Below are 20,265 nucleotides of genomic sequence, written 5' to 3'. Positions count from 1 at the left end.
TTTGTTTGGTCTTAAAGGCACTACAAATGATGGGTTTTAAGTCTTTTGCAGACAAAACAACGCTTCATTTTGATGAAGGTATTACGGGAATTATCGGTCCCAATGGTAGTGGTAAGAGCAATCTCACCGAAGCTATTCGTTGGGTAATGGGTGAACAATCACCCAAAAGTTTACGTGGCGATAATATGCAAGATGTTATTTTTGCGGGCAGCGCCACACGAGCGCCGTTAAATCGGGCAGAAGTGGTGCTCAAGTTTGATAATCGTGATCGGCAATTGCAATTTGACCATGATGAAGTACAAGTTACTCGGCGACTATTTCGCAATGGTGAGAGTGATTTTTTGATCAATAACCGTAAAGTTCGACTCAAAGAAATTACGAATTTATTCTTAAGTTCCGGCTTGGGTAAACACTCTATGGCTATCATGTCGCAAGGTAATGTCGAAGCTATTTTTAATAATAAGCCACAAGATCGTCGGTTTATTATTGAAGAAGCAGCTGGTGTCGCTAGTTTTAAACTAAAGAAAAAGCAGGCGCAGCAACAATTAGAGCAGACTGATGACAATTTACAGCGAGTTAATGACATTGTTACTGAGTTAGCAAGACAGGTGGAACCACTCAAAGAACAAGCCAGTCTGGCTCGTGATTATCAAGAGCAGCAAGCCAAGTTTAGTCACCTGGAACAACAGGTCTTAGCAATTGAGATTGCCGATTTGAATCAAAAGCAAACCACATTATTACAAAAAAGACGATCTATCAAACAACGCTTGGCTGATATTAGTCAACGCTTGACGACCACTAATCAACAAGTTAGTGAAAATAATCAAGCTCAAGAACAATTAGCTTTGAAATTGGACCAAAAACAGGTGCAATTGACGCAATTAAGTCAAAAACTGACGGAAACTAAAGGCCAAGCTACCCTCCACGCTGAGCGCTGGAATAATAGTGATGCTCAGTATCAAACACTGCAGCAGCAACAAGAAGATTTACAGCAACAACAACAGCTTACGCAAACCCAAATCGCCAATTTAACCACTGCTGAGCAAAACCTGCAAACTAAATTGGCTGCTTTGCAAGCTACTTTGCAACAAAAACAGTCTGATTTAAAAACGGATCCCCAACAAATTCAACAAACTGTGACCGACTTACAACAGCAACGTGTTACGAACTTGCAACAGCAAGCAGCATTGACTAATCAGTTGCAGTTTCAAACAGAACAATTGCAGAAAAGTCAACAACAGCTCCAAGATGTCATTAAAACGTTAACTGAACAACAAGCTGCTGGTCAAACTCAACAACAACACTTAACGCAATTAAATGCGCAAGTTCAACAACAGCACCAACAGTTAAAAACACAACAGCAAAGTGTTCAGCAAGTGACGTTACAGTACCAGCAAACGCAGCAGCAATTACAAGCAGCTCAAAATCAGTATTATCAACAATTACGAACGGTGCAACAAGTTCAAGCTGAGTTAAAATCGCTACAAAAAATTCAACAACAACACCAAGGTTTTTATCAAGGTGTACGGGCAATTTTGGCGGCCCAATTAAGTGGTATCATTGGAGTTGTAGCAGAGTTAATCAATGTTCCAGAAACTTATCAAGTGGCCATTCAAAGTGCTGCTAGTTCAGCCTTGCAGTCGATTGTTACGACTAATCAAGCTAGTGCGAAGGCTGCGATTGACTATTTACGGCAACATCGGCAAGGACGGGCTACTTTTTTACCGCAGACGGTGATGAAAAGTCGGAAGATTTGGCCTGAACAGTTGTCAGCTTTACAAGCGTTAACTAATTGGCAGCTAGCGAGTGATGTGGTACAGATTAATCCTGATTTACAAAATATCGTGGATTACCTTTTTGGTAATTTAATTATTGTAGATCAGCTTAATACAGCAACGAAAGTTAGTAACCTATTGCAACATCGTTACCGGGTAGTGACGTTAAAAGGTGATTTGATTAATCCGGGCGGATCAATGACTGGCGGGCAAGTCCGCGCCAATTTAGCTATTTTGGGACAAAAAGAGCAAATCAAACATCTCGCACAATCTGTTCAAAGTTCACAAAAACAATTAGATAAAAGACAACAGCAAGTGCAAACTTTGCGGCAAGAAGTACAATTGATCGGTGATCAAAAAAAGACACAAGAACAACAGTTACAGCAGTTGTTGCCTAAACAACAACGGTTAGAAAGTGATTACCGATTACACCAGCAGCAATTCCAACAACACCAAGGCCAATTAGTTGACTTTAAGCAACAACAACAAGCTTTAGCACAGCAAATTCAGCAGTTTCAACAACAAGCAGCTGCTAGTCGTCAACAATTACAGGACTTAGCGCAAAAGTTGCAACAAATTGAGCAAAACAATCAACACCAGCAAGCTTTAATTCAAAATTTGGACCAACAAAAGAGTTCTTTAGCGCAAACATTGCAAACGACGAAAACACAAATCATTGTCACAAAAAATGATTTTCAGAATCAGCAAAAAGAGTTACAGCAAAAACAGCAGTTGCAAGCAGACTTACAAACAAAACTTCAGCAATTGCAACAAGAACAGCAGCAACTACAAGTTACACAGGATGATTTTGCTCAGACCAAGCAAGATTTACATCAGCAAGTTACGCAGTTAACGCAAAAAGTGCAGCAATTACAACAACAAATTACGCAATGCCAGCAGCAACGCGAACAGCTTCAACAAACTTCTCAAGAGTTAAATCCCTTGAATCAGCGCCTAGTTGGCTTGCAACAGCAGGCAATGGATGAGCAAAGTCAGTTGTCGGTGCAACAAGCTGAAATAAAACAACAATTACAGCAGCGTTTGAAACATTTGGAGCAAGATTACCACCTCAGTTTTGAGGCAGCCATGGCGCAAGTGCCAGCTAATTTTGATTTAACTCAAGCACAAGATCAAATGCGACTCCTACAACAAGGATTAACGGATTTAGGGACAGTTAATTTAGCAGCCATTGCCGAATACGATCAGGTTAAAGACCGGTACGAATTTTTAACACAGCAACGTGCAGACTTAAGGGCCGCACGTCAGCAGTTAACAACCACAATGGGTGAGATGGATCACGAAGTCAGTCAACGCTTTGCAGCCATGTTTCAGCAAGTTGCGGCGGCTTTTGAACAAATTTTTCCGCGGATGTTTGGTGGTGGACATGCCAAACTAGTGTTAACTGAGCCAGGTGATTATTTAACTAGTGGTATTGAAATTATTGCACAACCGCCGGGGAAAAAGTTGCAACGAATGAGTCTGCTGTCTGGTGGTGAACGAGCATTAACTGCCATCACTTTGTTATTTGCTATTTTGCAGGTTAAGCCCGTGCCGTTTTGTGTTTTGGACGAAGTGGAAGCATCCTTGGATGATGCTAACGTGTTGCGCTTTGCTAATTTTTTACAGCAATATGATCAAGCAACACAGTTTATCGTGATTACACACCGTAAAGGAACAATGCTCAAGGTAGATCGCTTATACGGAGTAACGATGCAAGAATCCGGAGTTTCTACGATATTAACCGTTAAATTAGAACAGAATGGAGTTGAAAACATTCATGGGATTGTTTGATTTATTTAAGAGAAATAAAAAAACTGTAGATGATGAAAAAGCCGAAAAAGCCGAAAAAGCCGAAAAAGCCGAAAAAGCCGAAAAAGCCGAAAAAGCCGAAAAAGCCGAAAAAGCCGAAAAAGCCGAAAAAGCCGAAAAAGCCGAAGCTGAACAACCATTAGATGATGCCAAAGAAGTGGCGCCAACTGCTGACAATCTAAAACCAGCTGCTGCAGAGCAATCAGCTGTAACTGACGTTAGTGATGCACCAGAAGTAACAAGTCAAACTGTAGAAAATTCAACAACGGAAAATGCTGAACCAGAGGACAAGAAAGCTCAGATTGAAAACGATACTGCAGAGTCTGATAGCGAGCAGCCCGAAGTTGCTGCTACTTCTGCTGTTTCTGAAACTGCTGATTCCATTACTTCAGAGACAACCGCAGCGTCTTCTAATGCAGAGTTAGCGCCCGCAACTGATGAGGAGACAGATTCTCAGGAAGAAGAATATAGTCAAGGTCTGCAAAAAACTCGGCATACTTTTCGGGATAAATTTAATGCATTTATGGCCAATTTCCGGTCAGTTGATGAAGACTTTTTTGATGATTTAGAAGATTTGTTAATTCAATCCGACGTTGGTTATGAAATGTCGTTAAAGATTTCTGATGCCTTACGCGAAGAAGTTAAATTACAGAATGCTAAATCGAAAGCGGAAGTTTCGCGCGTTATTATTCAAAAAATGGTTGAATTATATCGGGCAGATAATCATAAATATGATTATCAACTGAATTTGGACTTTCAGCGCCCATTAAATGTTATCTTATTTGTGGGAGTTAATGGTGCTGGTAAAACGACGACAATCGGTAAGTTAGCTGCACGGTTGAAACAGCAAGGACACAAGGTATTATTAGCTGCCGGTGACACTTTTCGCGCCGGGGCGATTGAACAATTACAAGCCTGGGGCCAAGCGACAGGGGTTACTACCGTTGCTAAAAAAGCGGGCAGTGATCCTGCCGCGGTAGTTTATGAAGCTTTGCAAAAAGCACAAACGGAAAACTATGATGTGCTACTGGTAGATACCGCCGGCCGGTTACAGAATAATGCTAATTTGATGAAAGAACTAGAAAAAATCAAACGGATTATTACGCGTGAATTGCCAGATGCACCACATGAAGTTTTATTAGTCGTTGATGCAACCACAGGGCAAAATGCGCTGAGCCAGGCCAAGCAGTTTCAAAAGGTGACGCAAGTAAGCGGGCTGGTCTTAACCAAATTAGATGGTTCATCGCAAGGTGGCATTGTTCTGGCAATTAATGATGAGTTACAGATACCGGTTAAATTAGTGGGCTTAGGTGAAAAAGTGAGTGATTTGCGGGACTTTGACCCAGAGCAATTCGCACAAGGTTTGTTTAGCCGCTTATTGGATGAAGCTGATGAATGATAATTTAGCGCAAAAAAATTATGTTAATGTCTTGTATAGTTTTTACCAACCATTGCTAACGGCTAAACAAGATCAGTATATGCAGCTATATTATGGTGATGATTTTTCGTTAGGTGAAATTGCTCAGAATTATCATGTCAGTCGACAGGCTGTTTATGATAATTTAAAACGAACAGTTAAAATTTTAGAAAAATATGAGCAGAAGTTACACTTGTGTCAAGAATTTCAAAAACGGGAAACCTTATTAGCACAATTAGAGCAAATTATTCAAACTGATTATCCACAGGATCAAGCTTTAAAAACAATTTTTCATAAATTGCAGCAGTTAGATGTTTGATAAAAAACAAGGAACTGGTAGAGGAGATAAATATGGCTTTTGAAGGATTAAGTGAGCGGCTCCAAAAGACGTTTGCCAAATTACGCGGCAAAGGTAAAATAACTGAAAATGATGTCAAAGAAATGATGCGTGAAGTGCGTTTGGCATTGTTAGAAGCCGATGTTAATTTTGATGTCACAAAGACTTTTATTCAAACGGTGCGCCAACGAGCCATCGGTAGTGAAGTCTTGGAGAGCTTAACTCCTGCACAACAAATCATTAAAATTGTTAATGAAGAGTTAACTAAAATTATGGGTACCGAAGCGGTTGCTTTAAATAAAGCAGCCAAAATTCCGACAGTAATTATGATGGTTGGGCTGCAAGGTGCTGGTAAAACGACTTCGGCTGGTAAATTGGTTAAGTATCTACAAGAAAATAATCATGCCCGCCCCTTGTTAATTGCCGCTGATGTCTATCGCCCTGCTGCGATTGAACAGTTGAAAACTATCGGTCAACAATTGACAGTTCCGGTTTATGATGAAGGTACAGACCAAAATCCGGTGTCAATTGTGGAACACGGTCTCCAACAAGCTCGTGAGCAAAAGAATGATTATGTCTTAATTGATACTGCTGGGCGCTTAGAAATTGATGACCAATTAATGGATGAATTGAGTCAGATTAAGGCAGTTGCGCAACCCAATGAAATATTGTTAGTTGTGGACTCCATGACCGGACAAGCAGCAACGCATGTGGCCGAAGGATTTAATGAACAGCTCGATATTACCGGTGTGATTTTGACTAAGTTAGACGGTGATACTCGTGGTGGGGCAGCTTTGTCCATTCGTTCAGTCACCGGTAAGCCTATTAAATTTATTGGTTCTGGTGAAAAATTAGATGCACTAGAGGTTTTCCATCCGGATCGAATGGCTGATCGTATCTTGGGCATGGGTGATATGATGACGTTAATCGAGAAAGCCCAACAAGAATACGATGATAAACAAGCGGTTGAGTTAACACGCAAAATGCAGGAGAATTCGTTTGACTTTAATGATTTTATTGATCAAATGGATCAAGTGCAAAAAATGGGTCCAATGGATGAATTAATGAAGATGATTCCTGGCATGGCGAACAATCCGGCTTTACAAAATGTGAATCTTGACCCGAAAGATATGGATCATTTAAAAGCAATTGTTTATTCTATGACGCCTGCTGAACGTCAAGATCCCGAATTATTAAATCCATCACGCCGCCGCCGCTTAGCAGCAGGCTCTGGGCGACCAATTGTTGAAGTTAACCGCATGATTAAGCAATTCAAACAGATGCAAACCATGATGCAAAAAATGTCCAAGGGTAATTTTGCCGGCATGGATCAACTAATGGGCGGCGGTTTACAAGGTAAGCTGGGCAAAATGGCCATGGGTTCCATGGTGCGCCATAATAAAAAACGTAAGAAAAAGCGTCTAAAAAAAGTTAAACGATTCAAATCTTAAAAGTTGCTACTTGTAAAGAAAAAAAGCTTTACACTATTATAGAAAACGAGTATACTATTGAACGTTAAGTTAAGAAGCTAAATTTATGGAGGAATTTAATTATGGCAGTTAAAATTCGGATGCATCGTATGGGAAGTAAACGTCGTCCTTTCTATCGAATTGTGGTAGCTGACTCAAGAGCACCACGTGATGGTCGTTTTATTCAACAAGTTGGTCATTATAACCCATTACACAAAGAAGATTTAAAATTAGATGCTGATTTGATTTTGGATTGGTTACAAAAGGGTGCCCAACCTTCAGATACAGTACGTAACTTGTTACAAAAACAAGGCATTATGAAGCAATATCATGAATTGAAATTAGCTAATAAGAAAGCTAAGTAGTTTTAACAAAGATGGAAACTGACATTGTAACCTTAATTAAAGCAATTGTTTTACCACTAGCGAATGATAAGGATCAAGTTCAAGTTCGCGTTGAAGATGAAGCAGATTGTTTGGTTTATGAATTATCTTTGAGTACAGCAGATGCTGGACGGGTCATTGGTAAACAAGGTCGCGTAGCACAAGCAATTAGAACGATTGTTTATTTAGAAAATGATCAGAATTCAAAACGAGTTAAACTAAATATTGTACCAATTACTACTGATTAATATGGTGGGTGGCTGCAGCTAAAAGTTGCAGCCATTTTTCAAATTAAGGTTTAAAAGTGCCGGCAATTTAGCACTTGTCATGAAGTAAAGGAGTTATTAATGACCCAAACAGACTATTTACGTGTTGGTAAAATCATAAATACCCACGGTTTAAAAGGCGAAGTTAAAGTGCAAGCTTTAACGGACTTTGCGGACGAACGCTTCCAACCTGGTCAAACTTTATTCATTGAAACTGCACCTGATCATTATCAATCGGTTCAGGTGACTAGTGCGCGGATTCAGAAGAACTTTTGGCTCATTCAATTTGCGGAAATTAAGGACATTGAGAGTGCACAAAAAGTTCAAACGCATGAATTGTGGATTGATGCGCAACAATTGCAACCATTACCCGATGGTCAATATTATTATAAAGATATTATGGGCATTACAGTTTATGATCAAAAGCGGGGGTTACTGGGATCAGTAGTGGATATTTGGGATTTAGGTCCGAATGATATCTGGGTTATTCAAGGTGCGAAATACGGCGAAATTTTGTTACCCATTCTCAAAGATGTGTTGGTGACGGTTGATTTGTCAGCGCAACAAGTGCAAGTCAATTTACCAGAAGGATTAATTGATGAAGATTGATATTTTAACGTTGTTTCCTAAAATGTTTGCGGCACTGGATGAGTCACTTTTAGGTAAGGCTCAAGAAAAGGGATTAATTGACATAAATATTTGCGACTTTCGGCAATACTCTGAAGATAAACACCATCATGTTGATGATACCCCCTATGGTGGTGGTGCCGGAATGTTACTGCAGCCTCAGCCTTTTTATCGGGCCATGGATGAAATTAATCAAGCAGATCCTGCTCCCAAACGGGTCATTTTATTAGATCCCGCGGGGCGCAAGTTTGATCAAACGGCGGCCCAAGAGTTGGCCCAAGAACAGCATTTGGTTTTTTTGTGCGGTCATTATGAAGGCTTTGACCATCGCATTGAAAAGCTGGCGACGGATAAATTTTCGATTGGTGATTTTGTCATTACTGGTGGTGAAATGGCAGCCATGTTAATGATTGATGCTACTGCGCGCTTTGTACCAGGAGTTTTGGGGAATGGCCAGTCGGCATATAGTGATTCGTTTACCGATGAATTGTTGGAATATCCCCAGTATACACGGCCAGCAGAGTACCGCGGGATGAAAGTTCCTGACATTTTGTTAAGTGGTAATCATCAAAAAATTGCCACTTGGCGGCATCAACAAGCCTTAAAGAAGACTTATCAAATGCGACCAGATTTATTAGTCAAAGCACAATTGAGTCCGGAAGATCAGGCTTTTTTGCAACAATTAAAAGCAGCTGATGATTAAAAGTTTCAAAAATAAAATTTTGTGTTATAATCTAATTTGTGTGATTACACGACAACAATATTCCGCTGAACTGTTATTAAGTTTAAGAGTATTAGTATAAAGGAGAGATTTATATGGGTATGAAGAGTCCCTTAATTGATGTTGTAACGAAGTCCCAATTACGTGATGATATTCCTGATTTTCGCGCAGGAGATACTGTGCGGGTTTCTGTTAAAGTTGTCGAAGGTTCTCGGGAACGGATTCAGTTATTTGAAGGTGTTGTAATTAAGCGTCGCGGTAGTGGCATTAGCGCAACTTATACTGTTCGTAAAATTAGTAGTGGTGTTGGTGTTGAACGGACATTCCCATTACACTCACCACGAGTTGCTAAAATTGAAGTAATTCGCCAAGGTCGCGTTCGGCGTGCTAAGTTGTATTACCTACGTAACCGTCGTGGTAAGGCTGCTAGAATTGCTGAAAAGCGTCGTTAATAAATTAAAGATTAATTATCAAAGCACAATCTCTCTTGATTGTGCTTTTTGATAACCATAAAAAAACTAGTATCGAAAAAATAATTTTTCAGTACTAGTTTCTTAAGTTTAATCTTAAAAAATATCTGACCGGTATAAACCGACTACCTTGCCTAAAATAGTAACATTAGTCAAATAAATAGGAGCAAAATCTTCGTTTTCCGGTTGTAAACGGAATTGATGGGTTTCTTTATAAAATCTCTTGCAAGTGGCCTCATTATCATCATTCATGGCAATGACAATTTCACCATTTTGCGCGGTGTTTTGTTGACGAACAATAACTTGATCACCATCTAAAATACCAGCATCTTGCATACTACTGCCGTGGATGGTTAACATAAAGAGTGGTTGATTTTCGTTCGCCAGATCAGGCGGTAACGGGAAGTAGTCAGCATCAGCTTCTTGGATTGCCAGCGCTGGTTGGCCCGCAGTAACGGTTCCTAAAATAGGAATGCGCGTGTTAGGAATATCTAGTTGGTCTAAACCCGCAGTCGTTAACATCAAGGCGCGGGGTTTAGTGGGGTCGCGTTCTAAAAAGCCCCGAGTCTCCAAGCGTTCTAAGTGACCGTGAACGGTAGAAGTTGAGGATAGGTTCACAGCTTGACCGATTTCGCGAACAGTGGGTGGATACCCGTGTTCTTGTTGTTGATCATAGATAAATTGCAAAATTTCCAGTTGTTTAGCACTGATTGGTTGACTCATAACGCCACTCCTAGTAAGTTTAAACTAAGATTAGCATAAGTTTGTAGTAGTTTCAAATTGACATTGGTTGAAAGGAGAATTTGATGGCTGAAATTAATGAGAATAAAAAACAAACGGAATTAATTCAACGGATTAACACTTTAGCACACAAACAAAAAAATGAGGGTTTAGATCCGGAGGAAAAGCGGGAACAAGCAGCTTTGAGACAAGAATATTTGGCTAATTTTCGTTCCGGCTTAAGAGATCGGATTGAGCATACGAAGTTATACGATAAGTCTGGTAAAGAAGTTACGTCGAAAAAAGTGCGTCAGATTCAGCGCGAACAAGGCTGGCGTGAAGATTAAATTGTAATTTAACCACAATTAGTGGGAATGACTATGCTATAATTAAAAAAGTGGCTACAGTATTAATAAAGAAGTTAAGAGAGCATGATCAGCATAAAATGTTCGCCTAAATTGACGAAAAATTATTTTGATCTCGGCTCCAAAATATTAAAAAATTTATTGTTATTGTAGTATTGCTAGTTATAAAAGATAAGTCAAGGGTGGATGAATAATGTTAGTGACAGTTCTAGTGGGAATAGTAATGTTGATTGTCGGGTTAGTTGGTGGCTTTTTCGGAGCACGTGCTTATATGAAGAAGTATCTGCAAGACAACCCACCTATTTCACCAGATATGATGCGGCAAATGATGGCACAAATGGGTCAAAAACCATCACAAAAGAAATTAAACCAAATGATGCAAATGATGAAAAACCAATCCAAAAAAGCATAATGAAGTCAACTAATTTAAAACTTCAAATGCTCTGCTAAATAATCACAGCAATGATTACAGCTAAAGCGCTGATTTTAACTATTACTAGTTAGAATGAGTGCTTTCTTTGTGTTGAAATATTAAAAATATTTGTTAAAGTTAAAATAAATTAATAAAGTGCAAACGTGAGGTTTTATTGTGACAATATTCAAAAAATTGAATTGGTTTTTTAAAGAACAAAAACAGCATTATTTAATTGGTATTATGTTTCTGATTTTAACAGCCATTACGAATCTAATTATTCCCCAAGCGATTGGACGCTTTTCAGATTGGGTGAATCAACACCAGTTGACTTGGACCAAAACCATTTGGTTGTTACTCATTGTAGCAGGTGCGGGGCTTTTGCAATATCTGTTTCGGTTTGGTTGGCGCCGCGAAATTTGGGGTGGTGCGGCACAATTAGAGCGCCAATTACGTAGTCGTTTATTCTGGCATTATTTGAACATGGATGACCCTTTTTTTAAGCGGCATCGCATTGGCGATCTGATGGCACATGCGACTAATGATATTTCGGCTGTACAAAATGTTGCTGGTTCAGGGATTTTAACTTTAGCTGATTCGATCATTACTGGTGGTTTAACGATTGTAGCGATGGTTTGGTTGGTTGATTGGCGTTTGACGTTAATTGCCGTTTTGCCGTTACCGTTGTTAGCCATGATGGCGCGCGTTTTAGGAAGCAAGTTACATTATCACTTTGCTCAGTCGCAAGCAGCTTTTTCACAATTGAGTAATAAAACACAGGAAAGTATGACCGGAATTAAAGTCATTAAAACTTTTGGTCAAGAACACGAAGATATTGCCGATTTTGACCAAAAGGTTGAGCAGACGATTCAGATTAATCGACGGGTGAACTTTATTGATGCTTTGTTTGATCCCTTAACAGGTTTAATCATGGGTTTGACGTATGTGATTACGATTATTTATGGTTCACACTTAGTCCTTAATCAGGTGATTACAATTGGTCAATTAATCACTTTTGTGGGTTACATCAATGCGTTAGTGTGGCCGATGTTTGCGATTGGGCGCTTGTTCAATATTTTGGAACGCGGTAATGCGAGTTTTGATCGCATTCAAGCGATCTTAAACGAAAAATCAGCCATTATTGATTCCAATGTAGGCCAGACTCAAGTAACTGGTGGTCAACTGCAAGTTGATTTACAGAGTTTTACTTATCCCGACGGAGCCGTTCCTTCATTACAAAAAATTAAGTTTGACTTGTTACCTGGACAGACGTTAGGCATTGTGGGGCGGGTTGGCTCCGGTAAAAGTACTTTGATTAAACTTTTGTTACGCCGGTTTGATCAGTACCGAGGGCAAATTACTTTGGGCGGTGTGGATATTCGCCAGTACAGTTTAGATACTTTATTAAAAAATATCGGTTATGTGCCCCAGACGAGCTTCTTATTTTCGGCTACAGTGCAAGATAATATTCGTTTTGGCAATGATCGCAGTCCTCAAACTGCAGTCAAAAAAGCGGCACTGGCCGGCGCGATTGATGCGGATATCCAAGAACTAAGTGCGGGTTATCAAACTTTAATTGGCGAAAAGGGTGTTAACCTGTCTGGTGGTCAACAACAACGTTTAGCGATTGCCCGGGCGGTGATAGGACAGCCACGGATTCTGGTGTTTGATGATGCTACTTCCGCACTGGATGCTAAAACTGAGGTGCAAATTAATCACAATTTACGACAGTTACGGACGCAGCAGCAATCGTTAATTATTATTTCCCAGCGTCTGCGGAGCGTGATGGACGCTGATGAAATTTTAGTTTTACAACAGGGACAAATCCAACAACGTGGTACACACCAACAACTCATACACCAACCGGGTTGGTATCAAGTCATGTGGCGACGGCAGCAAATGAATTATTAGGAGCTAAGATTAATGTCTGAAGTGAAACAAAAACAAGTCATATCTGCCAAAGAACAACATCAGATTGTATGGCGATTATTAAAATTTGCTGGCAAGCATTATTGGTCGTTTATCATTGCGGCCTTAGCAGTGACATTACAATCAACGATGAATATTTTGTTGCCCAAATTCTTACAATATTATATGGATCATTATTTGACTCGGGCTAGTCTGACGCAAACTATCATTATTGGTTGTGCTTTACTTTACCTGTTAGGGGTAATTCTGCGCTCCATTGGGCAATTAGTGACGACGTTTGCCTTTAATATGGGCAGTGAGTATATGCTAGAAGACTTGCGGCGGGCGTTGTTTGCTAAATTACACCAACTAGGGATGAGTTATTTTGATCGGGTGGCTCCCGGTGCAATTGTGTCGCGCGTTAATAATGATACAATGTCCATTTCGGATTTTATGCAGGTCTTTTTATCGGGGATGATCGGAGTCTTCTCCATTATTGCGGCCTTTATTGCCATGTGGGTCACTGATTGGGTAACCGCATTAGTCGTCTTAGCGTTTGTACCGCTACTGTTATTGACGATTAAACTTTATAATAAGTACAGTTTGGCGGCTTATCGGTATATGCGTAATAAACTAAGTGAAATTAATACGCGAATCAGTGAAACTATTCAAGGCATTCAAATTATTCAAAATTTTCGCCAACAAAAGCGGACGCAACAAGAATTTGAAACGACAAATAGTCAATATTTGAAAGCGCGCCAATCCATGATCCGTATTAATTCCTTATTATTGTCACCAATTGTCAATTTACTCTACACACTGGCATTAGTTGCAGCTTTAGGGCTTCTAGGTTTCAAAGATCATATTGGGATTTTGCAGGCTGGTGTAGTATATGCTTTTACCACTTATGTGAGTCAGTTTTTCAATCCTATTACTAATTTTATGGATAATTTATCCTTTTTCCAAGATGGAGTAGTTGCTGGCAAGCGCGCCTTTAAAATCTTAGATAGTCAAGAATATGGTCCCCAACAGTTATTACCTCATCGTGGCACTATTACGCAAGGAGCGGTGGAATTTCGTCACGTGAGTTTTGCTTATCCCAATGGGCCAGAAGTTCTGCATGATGTATCGTTTAAACTACAGCCGGGTGAGAGTTTGGGCATTGTAGGCCAAACAGGTAGCGGTAAAAGTACGATGATCAATATTTTATTACGCTTTTATGAATATGGTTCGGGGCAAATCTTGATTGATGGTTATGATCTGAGGCATTTACCACTAAAGCAAATTCGGCGCCAGATAGGCTTAGTCTTACAAGATTCGTATTTATTTTATGGGACGATTAATTCGAATATTCGCTTATTTGATCAAGCCATTACGGATCAACAAATTAAACAAGCCGCTCAATTAGTTCATGCTGATGAATTTATTGAACAATTGCCCCAAAAGTATCAAACTCAAGTGACGCCGGGGACCAGTAGTCTCTCGGCTGGGCAGCGGCAATTATTGTCCTTTGCCAGAACATTAGTGACGGATCCGACAATTTTAGTTTTAGATGAAGCAACTGCTAATATTGATACGGAAACGGAAGAGCAGATTCAAGCTGGCTTAAAGAATTTGCGTGCGGGGCGCACGAGTATTGCGATTGCTCACCGCCTGTCAACGATTAAAGAGTCGACGCAAATTATTGTGTTGGATCATGGGCGGATTGTCGAACGAGGTAATCATGAGCAATTATTAAAACAACACGGTTCTTATTATGAGTTGTATCAATTACAAGAGAGTGAAAGTTTGTCATAATAAAAAATCTGCCAGCAGGTTGATTAGGCTGACAGATTTTTTTGCAAGAATTATTGCTTTTTAACTGGGGGCACGTATTGAAAATGAGGATCGATAGAATGATCAATTTGTTGCCACGCTTGACTCATTTGTTGGTTAACGAGTTCAGTATTTTCTTCGTTAACTTTGAGAGTCCGTGGGATAGCAATAGGTTCCCCAAATTTGATAACGCAACGTTGTCGTTTTAAAAAGCCCGTGAATTTGACTGGACCTTGGTAGACAACTGGCACTAGTGGCTTCTTAGACAATTTGGCAATTAAGACCGCACCGCCTTTTAATTGGCTGGAGTAACGGGTGCCAGAGGGAAACATAATCAAACTGAGATTGCGCTTGTTCAGATCTTTGACAGGTGTTTTAATAGTTGATGGTCCCGGGTGCTTGCGGTCAACCGGAAACGCATTGGCGTGCTTGAGAATAAAGGCTAAAAACGAGTTTTTAAATAATTCTTTTTTGGCCATAAAAGCACAGGGAGTAGGGCTAACAGCTAAGGCAAACAGGAGCGGTTCCCACCAGGTACGATGCGGGGCCACCATAATGTAAGATTCATTGGTCGGTAAATTTTCCCGGCCTTCATAGCGTACGTGACCATTCAGCAACCAGACAATAAAGCGAACAATTGGAACCATAAATTTATAAAACATAATTTTACCTCAAATATTAATTTTCAAATTTATTATAGCAAAAGGAAACATGTGATGACAAAAACCTTCGAACGAATTCCCGGATTTGACTTAGATTTAATCCAAGACACCCAATTATACCGCAGTTCCATTGACTCGGTTTTATTAGCTAATTGGATTACTATACGCAATGCCCATGTTGTAGTTGCGGATTTATGTAGTGGCAGTGGCATTATTGGCTTGTGTCTAGCTAAGAAATACCAAGTAACGACTTATTTATTAGAATTGCAAACAGCATTGGCGCAGTTGGCGCAACAGTCGATTCAAAAAAATCAGTTGCAAGAAAACGTACACTTATTTAACACAGATATTGCTGCCGCTTTAGATTATGTGGAACATGATAGTTGTGATGTTATTAGTTGCAATCCGCCGTATTTTGCTAAGAAGGATACGCCAACTTTAGGTAAATCGCGCTCGCACAATATTGCGCGGCACGAATTGTTCTTTTCGCAAGAGTTATTGGCACAAGTTGCCAGTCAACTGTTAAAAGATAACGGCAGTTTGTATATTGTTTATCGGCCAGATCGGTTGTTAGAATTGCAGCAAGTATTACAGCAATACCACTTGCCTGTGAAAGAATTACTGTTTGTTTATCCGCACCAAGGGGATTTGGCTAACTTAGTGTTAATCAAATGTCGTAAAACGCGGCGGACGAACGGCTTGAAAGTTTGGCCGGGATTAGTTTTGTATAATTCAGATGGAAGTTACACCCAACAATTACGGGAGTTTGTTCATGAATGAATATAGTGTCTACATTGTTCAATGTGCTGATGGTACATTATACACGGGCATCTCGAATGATGTCACTCACCGCATTCAAATGCATAATGCGGGTAAAGGGGCGAAGTATACCAAAACGCGCCGACCTGTTCAGTTAAAGTATCAAGAAGTTGTGGGCAATCGCTCCCAAGCTTCCAAGCGCGAATGGCAAATTAAACAGTTGACGCGCCAACAAAAATGGCAATTAATTAAAATAGGTGTAAATAGTCAGTTGAGTGGTAAATAAAACCAAGCGGCTGGCTTTTATTTTTGATGGAGAAATTTTAATTTAAAAAGCAAATAGTAATTTACTCGAAAAAGTTCTTTGTTCGCTAAAAAGCGGGGTAGAGCCAAATTAATTGACAAAAAAGAAAAACTATCTTTTAAATTAATTAAACATTAAATTAATGACCCAAAAATCATTCTAGTTATCATTTAATGAGCATGCTATAATTTATTCGAAATTAACTGATTAAGATGTTCAGTGGATATTGTTGCCAGCTTTAATGAAAGCGCTATTAATCATTCGCTATTATCGGAAGTAGTTCAGAGTGGTTGGAGGCTCACGGCAAAATCTGTGTAGATAGTTTAAGCAATGGAGATTATAATGAATAAACAATTTAAATTGCTAATGTTACTAATAGCCTTGTTATTTGCGGGTGGGGGCGCGCGACACACGGTTCATTCTGTCCAATCGACGACGAAGCCGATTGCGATCATACATAAAAGTGATGATCTCTTGGTTAATCCCCAGAACTTTAACTCGTTAACGCAAACAGAGCCGAAAACTGACGAAAAGTCAGCGGTACCGACCAAAAAAGCTGAGCCGTCCATTAGTAATTTTATGACCTTAACTGCGCCAGTGACCGGTATGGCAGGTACTTGTTCATGGACCTTAGCTACAGATGGAACTTTGACGGTTAATCCAGGAACCTTAGCAGTTCATGCTAAGTACTCTGATGTAGATTATTCTAATTACAGTTATGAAGGTGAGAGCTGGGTATCTTATAATAGTTATATTAAAGAAGTGGATATTGAACCTGGAGTAGAGTTACCGACAGATAGTAGTTGTGTGTTTGCTAATTTAACTTATTGTAAGACAATTACTGGCTTGAATAATTTGGATACTAGTAATGTGACAGATATGACTTCATTGTTTGATAATGACTATTCTTTACTAGATTTAGATTTGACCAGCTTTCAAACAGCAAATGTTCAAAATATGTCTTCCATGTTTCGTTATTGTCGATCTTTATCCAGTTTAGATGTGTCAAACTTTGATACAGCAAATGTTCAGGATATGTCGTATATGTTTATGGATACTTTAGTGACCGACTTAGACGTGAGTCATTTTGTTACGAATCAGGTTATTAATATGTCGCGAATGTTTTACCAGTGTCGTGCTAGGACTATTAATGTAAGTAATTTTAATACTGATTTGGTTATTAATATGAGTCAGATGTTTGAATACGCGGCAAATGTTACTAATTTAGATGTAAGCCACTTTAACACCTCTTCCATAACTGATATGAGTTATATGTTTGATGGTTGCAGTAACTTAACAGATTTGAATTTGACAGGTTGGGATACAAGCCATGTCACGAATATGTCTTTTATGTTTTTTTTCTGTAAAAAATTAACTAGTCTTGATATAACTTCCTTTGATACGTCAAATGTACAAAATATGTCTTACATGTTTGGTGACTGTCAACAACTAAAAAGTTTAAATTTAACCAAGTTAAATACCGCTAAGGTAACAACGATGAAGTGTATGTTTACCGATTGTACAGGTTTGACTAAGTTAGATTTTTCTCAAGATCCTAATTTTAGTACTGCCAATGTATTGGATATGTACGGTATGTTCAGATATTGCAGTGGTTTAACGAGTTTAAATGTGACTAGTTTTGATACAACGAATGTTCATGATATGGGTTGGATGTTTGATGGTTGCAGTAGTTTAATAAGCTTAGATGTGACCAAATTTGATACAAGTAATGTGAATGATAAATTTTATGATTACATGGATGGTGCCGATACTTGGACTGGCATGTCTTATATGTTTAGTGGTTGCAGTAGTTTAACAAGCTTAGATGTGACGCACTTTGTAACAAAACAAGTAACTGATATGTCTGCGATGTTTTCTGGTTGCAGTGGTTTAACGGATTTAGATGTGACGCACTTTATAACAAATCAAGTAACTAATATGTCTTTGATGTTTTCTGGTTGCAGTGGTTTAACGGATTTAGATGTGACGCACTTTATAACAAATCAAGTAACTAATATGTCTTATATGTTTAGTGGTTGCAGTGGTTTAACGGATTTAGATGTGACGAACTCGAACTTTTTGACAGATAAAGTAATTTATATGTCTGGTATGTTTAAGGGGTGCAAGGGTTTAACTAATTTAGATGTGACCCATTTTGATACTAGTCAGGTAACTGGAATGGACTGGATGTTTAGTGGTTGTAGCGGCTTAACGAATTTAGATGTTACGCACTTTGTGACGACTAAAGTAAAAAATATGTCTTCAATGTTTTCTGATTGCAGTGGCTTAACGGATTTAGATGTGACCAACTTTGTGACAGATAAAGTGACTGATATGTCTTCGATGTTTGCTAATTGCAGTGGCTTAACGAATCTAAATTTAGCAAATTTTGATACTAGTGGCGTTAAAACTATGGAGTATATGTTTCAAAATTGTGATAAATTAACAAGTTTAGACTTAAGCAAATTTCAAACCAAAAATTTAACTAACTACTTTTCAATTTCATCAATGTTTTATTATGATAATTCTCTACGCAAATTAGTTTTAGGCCCAGACACCGTTTGGAAAACTGTTACCAATAGTGTTTCAACTTATGGTACAGACCTAATTTGTCCTAACAATAAAATGAACTTTACTGATGCTATAAAAGGTAAGACTTACCAAACTTTAGGTGGCTGGCAAGAAGTGGGTACTGGCAGTGATGACTTTCATCCTAAGGGCGCAATTTATGATAACCGAGATGATTTAAATGACTTTTTAGGTACTGCACGACCTGCTAAGACAACTCTAGTTTGGCGTAGCCAATTAACTAATCAACAACCTTCAATTAAATTGGGTGCTGGTGCGACTACTTCTATAAGTGTGAACTATTGTCATGATTATCGGCAAACAACACCGCTACCTGAATTAGATATTTCTGGAACCGTTGCGGATTCAGATAGTAATAATGTGCAGTTATATTATGCAATTGATCCGACGACACCAATTACCAGCATTGCTGAGGTCGCTAATAATTGTCAACCGGTGGGTCCAGCTCTAACTGCAACGGGTGATGATTTAGCTTCTGGGGCTGCTTGGCAACTAGCGTTGACTGACCCCGCAACTTTAAAAACGTTAGCTACCCCGAAAGCTGGCGGTCACCAAATCCGGCTCTATGCAGTTGATAGTGGGGCGCAGTTTACGACAGAAAATCCGCAAGTTTCTTCCGTAGCAACCGTTAAGGTAGCGGAGAATAGTTTGGTGCAAATCAATTATTTAGACCAAAGTACGGGGACACCCGTTCTGGATACTAATGAAGCAGGGCATTCTAAGCCAGCGCAAACGGTTGTTGGTACTGTTGGCTCGACTATTCCTTCGGTTGATGTTCCACAAGTGATTAAGACCAAGTACCACCGTTATACTTTGCAATCGACACCGATCACAACTTTTCCTTCCATTGCAACAACTGATAATCCGTTACTCCAGCCATACCAACTGAATTTGCAATATCGTTCGGGGACGATGACCATGAAGGTTCCTCATGATTTAGATTTTGGTAAGAAAATTGTCCAGACTTCTCGACAAGTTTATGCTTTGAAAGCTAGTGCTTTGGATCAAAAATTGGCGGTCAATGATGATACTGGAGATCCGAGTTGGCAGTTATCATTAGCTATGAAAGATGATTTTAATTATTCTGGCGGTTCTTCCGGGACGGCACTCACGAATATTTTGCAATATTTAGCTCCTGACCACAGTAGTTTAGCCATTACCAAAGTGCCAACACTGATTGATAGTTATGCCAATTACAACACACCCGTTGATAGTTCGGGTAACGCTGTGACGAATATTTCAGATCGCTGGTGGAATACGAGTCAACAACAAATTGCTGGTCCCCAATTAGATTTACGTAATCCTGCTAATCCCGTGCATGCTGCTAATTATAGTGCCACAGTTACGTGGTCACTCGAAAATTCTTTACAATAAAATAGATGAGTGGTAGTTAATTTATTAGTTGCGTGTTAATTAGTTCTTTAGTATAATAAAACATTGTATCAAATACTCACGTT

Annotated in this window: 18 protein-coding genes; 16 read left to right on the top strand and 2 right to left on the bottom strand. The window is 39.3% G+C overall.

The window, feature by feature from the left end; translation table 11 throughout:
- Window positions 1-5 precede the first annotated feature (5 nt).
- The 9 genes from smc (at window position 6) to rplS (ending at window position 9,256) form a co-directional block, all read left to right on the top strand.
- Complete coding sequence (gene smc / locus AC3B5B_RS00350) at window positions 6-3,566, top strand: chromosome segregation protein SMC (protein ID WP_489769015.1); 3,561 nt, start codon at window positions 6-8, stop codon at window positions 3,564-3,566.
- Window positions 3,553-4,983 (top strand): signal recognition particle-docking protein FtsY, encoded by a 1,431-nt coding sequence (gene ftsY / locus AC3B5B_RS00345; protein WP_489769014.1) that lies wholly within the window; start codon window positions 3,553-3,555, stop codon window positions 4,981-4,983. The genes smc and ftsY overlap by 14 nt, the downstream gene beginning before the upstream one ends.
- On the top strand, window positions 4,976-5,320 hold the full coding sequence (locus AC3B5B_RS00340; protein WP_489757525.1) for a putative DNA-binding protein: 345 nt from the start codon (window positions 4,976-4,978) through the stop codon (window positions 5,318-5,320). Before ftsY ends, AC3B5B_RS00340 begins: the two co-directional genes overlap by 8 nt.
- Window positions 5,321-5,352: 32 nt before the next feature.
- Window positions 5,353-6,789: a signal recognition particle protein gene (gene ffh / locus AC3B5B_RS00335; protein ID WP_489757526.1), complete on the top strand. Its 1,437-nt coding sequence runs from the start codon at window positions 5,353-5,355 to the stop codon at window positions 6,787-6,789.
- A gap of 101 nt (window positions 6,790-6,890) precedes the next feature.
- On the top strand, window positions 6,891-7,172 hold the full coding sequence (gene rpsP / locus AC3B5B_RS00330) for a 30S ribosomal protein S16 (protein WP_489757527.1): 282 nt from the start codon (window positions 6,891-6,893) through the stop codon (window positions 7,170-7,172).
- 11 nt (window positions 7,173-7,183) lie between these two features.
- Entirely contained in the window at window positions 7,184-7,438 is a 255-nt protein-coding gene (locus AC3B5B_RS00325) for a KH domain-containing protein (protein WP_489757528.1), read from the top strand.
- A gap of 99 nt (window positions 7,439-7,537) precedes the next feature.
- A complete protein-coding gene (rimM, locus tag AC3B5B_RS00320) occupies window positions 7,538-8,065 on the top strand; it encodes a ribosome maturation factor RimM (protein WP_489757529.1) in 528 nt (175 codons plus the stop codon).
- A complete protein-coding gene (gene trmD / locus AC3B5B_RS00315) occupies window positions 8,055-8,786 on the top strand; it encodes a tRNA (guanosine(37)-N1)-methyltransferase TrmD (RefSeq protein WP_489769013.1) in 732 nt (243 codons plus the stop codon). The genes rimM and trmD overlap by 11 nt, the downstream gene beginning before the upstream one ends.
- A gap of 119 nt (window positions 8,787-8,905) precedes the next feature.
- Entirely contained in the window at window positions 8,906-9,256 is a 351-nt protein-coding gene (gene rplS / locus AC3B5B_RS00310) for a 50S ribosomal protein L19 (protein WP_489756511.1), read from the top strand.
- Window positions 9,257-9,370: 114 nt separating this feature from the next.
- Here the strand turns inward: rplS and lexA are convergent, their stop codons facing one another.
- The gene (gene lexA / locus AC3B5B_RS00305; RefSeq protein WP_489769012.1) at window positions 9,371-9,997 is read right to left on the bottom strand and encodes a transcriptional repressor LexA; all 627 of its coding nucleotides are present in this window, start codon (window positions 9,995-9,997) and stop codon (window positions 9,371-9,373) included.
- 83 nt (window positions 9,998-10,080) lie between these two features.
- On the opposite strand from lexA, the gene AC3B5B_RS00300 reads away from it, so the two are divergent.
- The 4 genes from AC3B5B_RS00300 (at window position 10,081) to AC3B5B_RS00285 (ending at window position 14,476) form a co-directional block, all read left to right on the top strand.
- On the top strand, window positions 10,081-10,341 hold the full coding sequence (locus AC3B5B_RS00300; protein WP_489769011.1) for a DUF896 domain-containing protein: 261 nt from the start codon (window positions 10,081-10,083) through the stop codon (window positions 10,339-10,341).
- Between the two features lie 211 nt (window positions 10,342-10,552).
- A complete protein-coding gene (locus tag AC3B5B_RS00295; RefSeq protein ID WP_489757533.1) occupies window positions 10,553-10,771 on the top strand; it encodes a YneF family protein in 219 nt (72 codons plus the stop codon).
- 177 nt (window positions 10,772-10,948) lie between these two features.
- Entirely contained in the window at window positions 10,949-12,682 is a 1,734-nt protein-coding gene (locus AC3B5B_RS00290) for an ABC transporter ATP-binding protein (protein ID WP_489769010.1), read from the top strand.
- A gap of 12 nt (window positions 12,683-12,694) precedes the next feature.
- Window positions 12,695-14,476 carry an ABC transporter ATP-binding protein gene (locus AC3B5B_RS00285; protein WP_489769009.1) on the top strand — a complete coding sequence of 594 codons (1,782 nt, stop codon included), beginning with the start codon at window positions 12,695-12,697 and terminating at the stop codon, window positions 14,474-14,476.
- A gap of 50 nt (window positions 14,477-14,526) precedes the next feature.
- Here AC3B5B_RS00285 and AC3B5B_RS00280 read toward each other — a convergent pair whose 3' ends face one another.
- Entirely contained in the window at window positions 14,527-15,156 is a 630-nt protein-coding gene (locus AC3B5B_RS00280; RefSeq protein WP_489757536.1) for a lysophospholipid acyltransferase family protein, read from the bottom strand.
- A gap of 54 nt (window positions 15,157-15,210) precedes the next feature.
- Between AC3B5B_RS00280 and AC3B5B_RS00275 the strand changes: the two genes are divergently transcribed.
- From AC3B5B_RS00275 to AC3B5B_RS00265, 3 genes are all read left to right on the top strand, one after another.
- A complete protein-coding gene (locus tag AC3B5B_RS00275) occupies window positions 15,211-15,936 on the top strand; it encodes a tRNA1(Val) (adenine(37)-N6)-methyltransferase (RefSeq protein WP_489769008.1) in 726 nt (241 codons plus the stop codon).
- On the top strand, window positions 15,929-16,201 hold the full coding sequence (locus AC3B5B_RS00270) for a GIY-YIG nuclease family protein (protein ID WP_489769007.1): 273 nt from the start codon (window positions 15,929-15,931) through the stop codon (window positions 16,199-16,201). Before AC3B5B_RS00275 ends, AC3B5B_RS00270 begins: the two co-directional genes overlap by 8 nt.
- 360 nt (window positions 16,202-16,561) lie before the next feature.
- On the top strand, window positions 16,562-20,182 hold the full coding sequence (locus tag AC3B5B_RS00265) for a BspA family leucine-rich repeat surface protein (protein WP_489769006.1): 3,621 nt from the start codon (window positions 16,562-16,564) through the stop codon (window positions 20,180-20,182).
- The last annotated feature ends 83 nt before the right edge of the window (window positions 20,183-20,265 follow it).

The sequence above is a fragment of the Bombilactobacillus sp. ESL1187 genome, from assembly GCF_058107155.1.
The sequence above is the reverse complement of the archived record's forward strand: the minus strand, read 5'-3'. Positions and strand labels throughout refer to the sequence as shown.

What these genes read in the sequence shown, in the direction of transcription:
- rplS (WP_489756511.1), top strand. Translation starts at nt 8,906, where the DNA reads ATGAAGAGTCCCTTAATTGATGTTGTAACGAAGTCCCAATTACGTGAT.
- AC3B5B_RS00285 (WP_489769009.1), top strand. Translation starts at nt 12,695, where the DNA reads ATGTCTGAAGTGAAACAAAAACAAGTCATATCTGCCAAAGAACAACAT.
- rimM (WP_489757529.1), top strand. Translation starts at nt 7,538, where the DNA reads ATGACCCAAACAGACTATTTACGTGTTGGTAAAATCATAAATACCCAC.
- AC3B5B_RS00295 (WP_489757533.1), top strand. Translation starts at nt 10,553, where the DNA reads ATGTTAGTGACAGTTCTAGTGGGAATAGTAATGTTGATTGTCGGGTTA.
- AC3B5B_RS00325 (WP_489757528.1), top strand. Translation starts at nt 7,184, where the DNA reads ATGGAAACTGACATTGTAACCTTAATTAAAGCAATTGTTTTACCACTA.
- rpsP (WP_489757527.1), top strand. Translation starts at nt 6,891, where the DNA reads ATGGCAGTTAAAATTCGGATGCATCGTATGGGAAGTAAACGTCGTCCT.
- AC3B5B_RS00340 (WP_489757525.1), top strand. Translation starts at nt 4,976, where the DNA reads ATGAATGATAATTTAGCGCAAAAAAATTATGTTAATGTCTTGTATAGT.
- lexA (WP_489769012.1), bottom strand. Translation starts at nt 9,997, where the DNA reads ATGAGTCAACCAATCAGTGCTAAACAACTGGAAATTTTGCAATTTATC.
- AC3B5B_RS00300 (WP_489769011.1), top strand. Translation starts at nt 10,081, where the DNA reads ATGGCTGAAATTAATGAGAATAAAAAACAAACGGAATTAATTCAACGG.
- AC3B5B_RS00280 (WP_489757536.1), bottom strand. Translation starts at nt 15,156, where the DNA reads ATGTTTTATAAATTTATGGTTCCAATTGTTCGCTTTATTGTCTGGTTG.
- trmD (WP_489769013.1), top strand. Translation starts at nt 8,055, where the DNA reads ATGAAGATTGATATTTTAACGTTGTTTCCTAAAATGTTTGCGGCACTG.
- ffh (WP_489757526.1), top strand. Translation starts at nt 5,353, where the DNA reads ATGGCTTTTGAAGGATTAAGTGAGCGGCTCCAAAAGACGTTTGCCAAA.
- ftsY (WP_489769014.1), top strand. Translation starts at nt 3,553, where the DNA reads ATGGGATTGTTTGATTTATTTAAGAGAAATAAAAAAACTGTAGATGAT.
- AC3B5B_RS00270 (WP_489769007.1), top strand. Translation starts at nt 15,929, where the DNA reads ATGAATGAATATAGTGTCTACATTGTTCAATGTGCTGATGGTACATTA.
- AC3B5B_RS00275 (WP_489769008.1), top strand. Translation starts at nt 15,211, where the DNA reads ATGACAAAAACCTTCGAACGAATTCCCGGATTTGACTTAGATTTAATC.
- AC3B5B_RS00265 (WP_489769006.1), top strand. Translation starts at nt 16,562, where the DNA reads ATGAATAAACAATTTAAATTGCTAATGTTACTAATAGCCTTGTTATTT.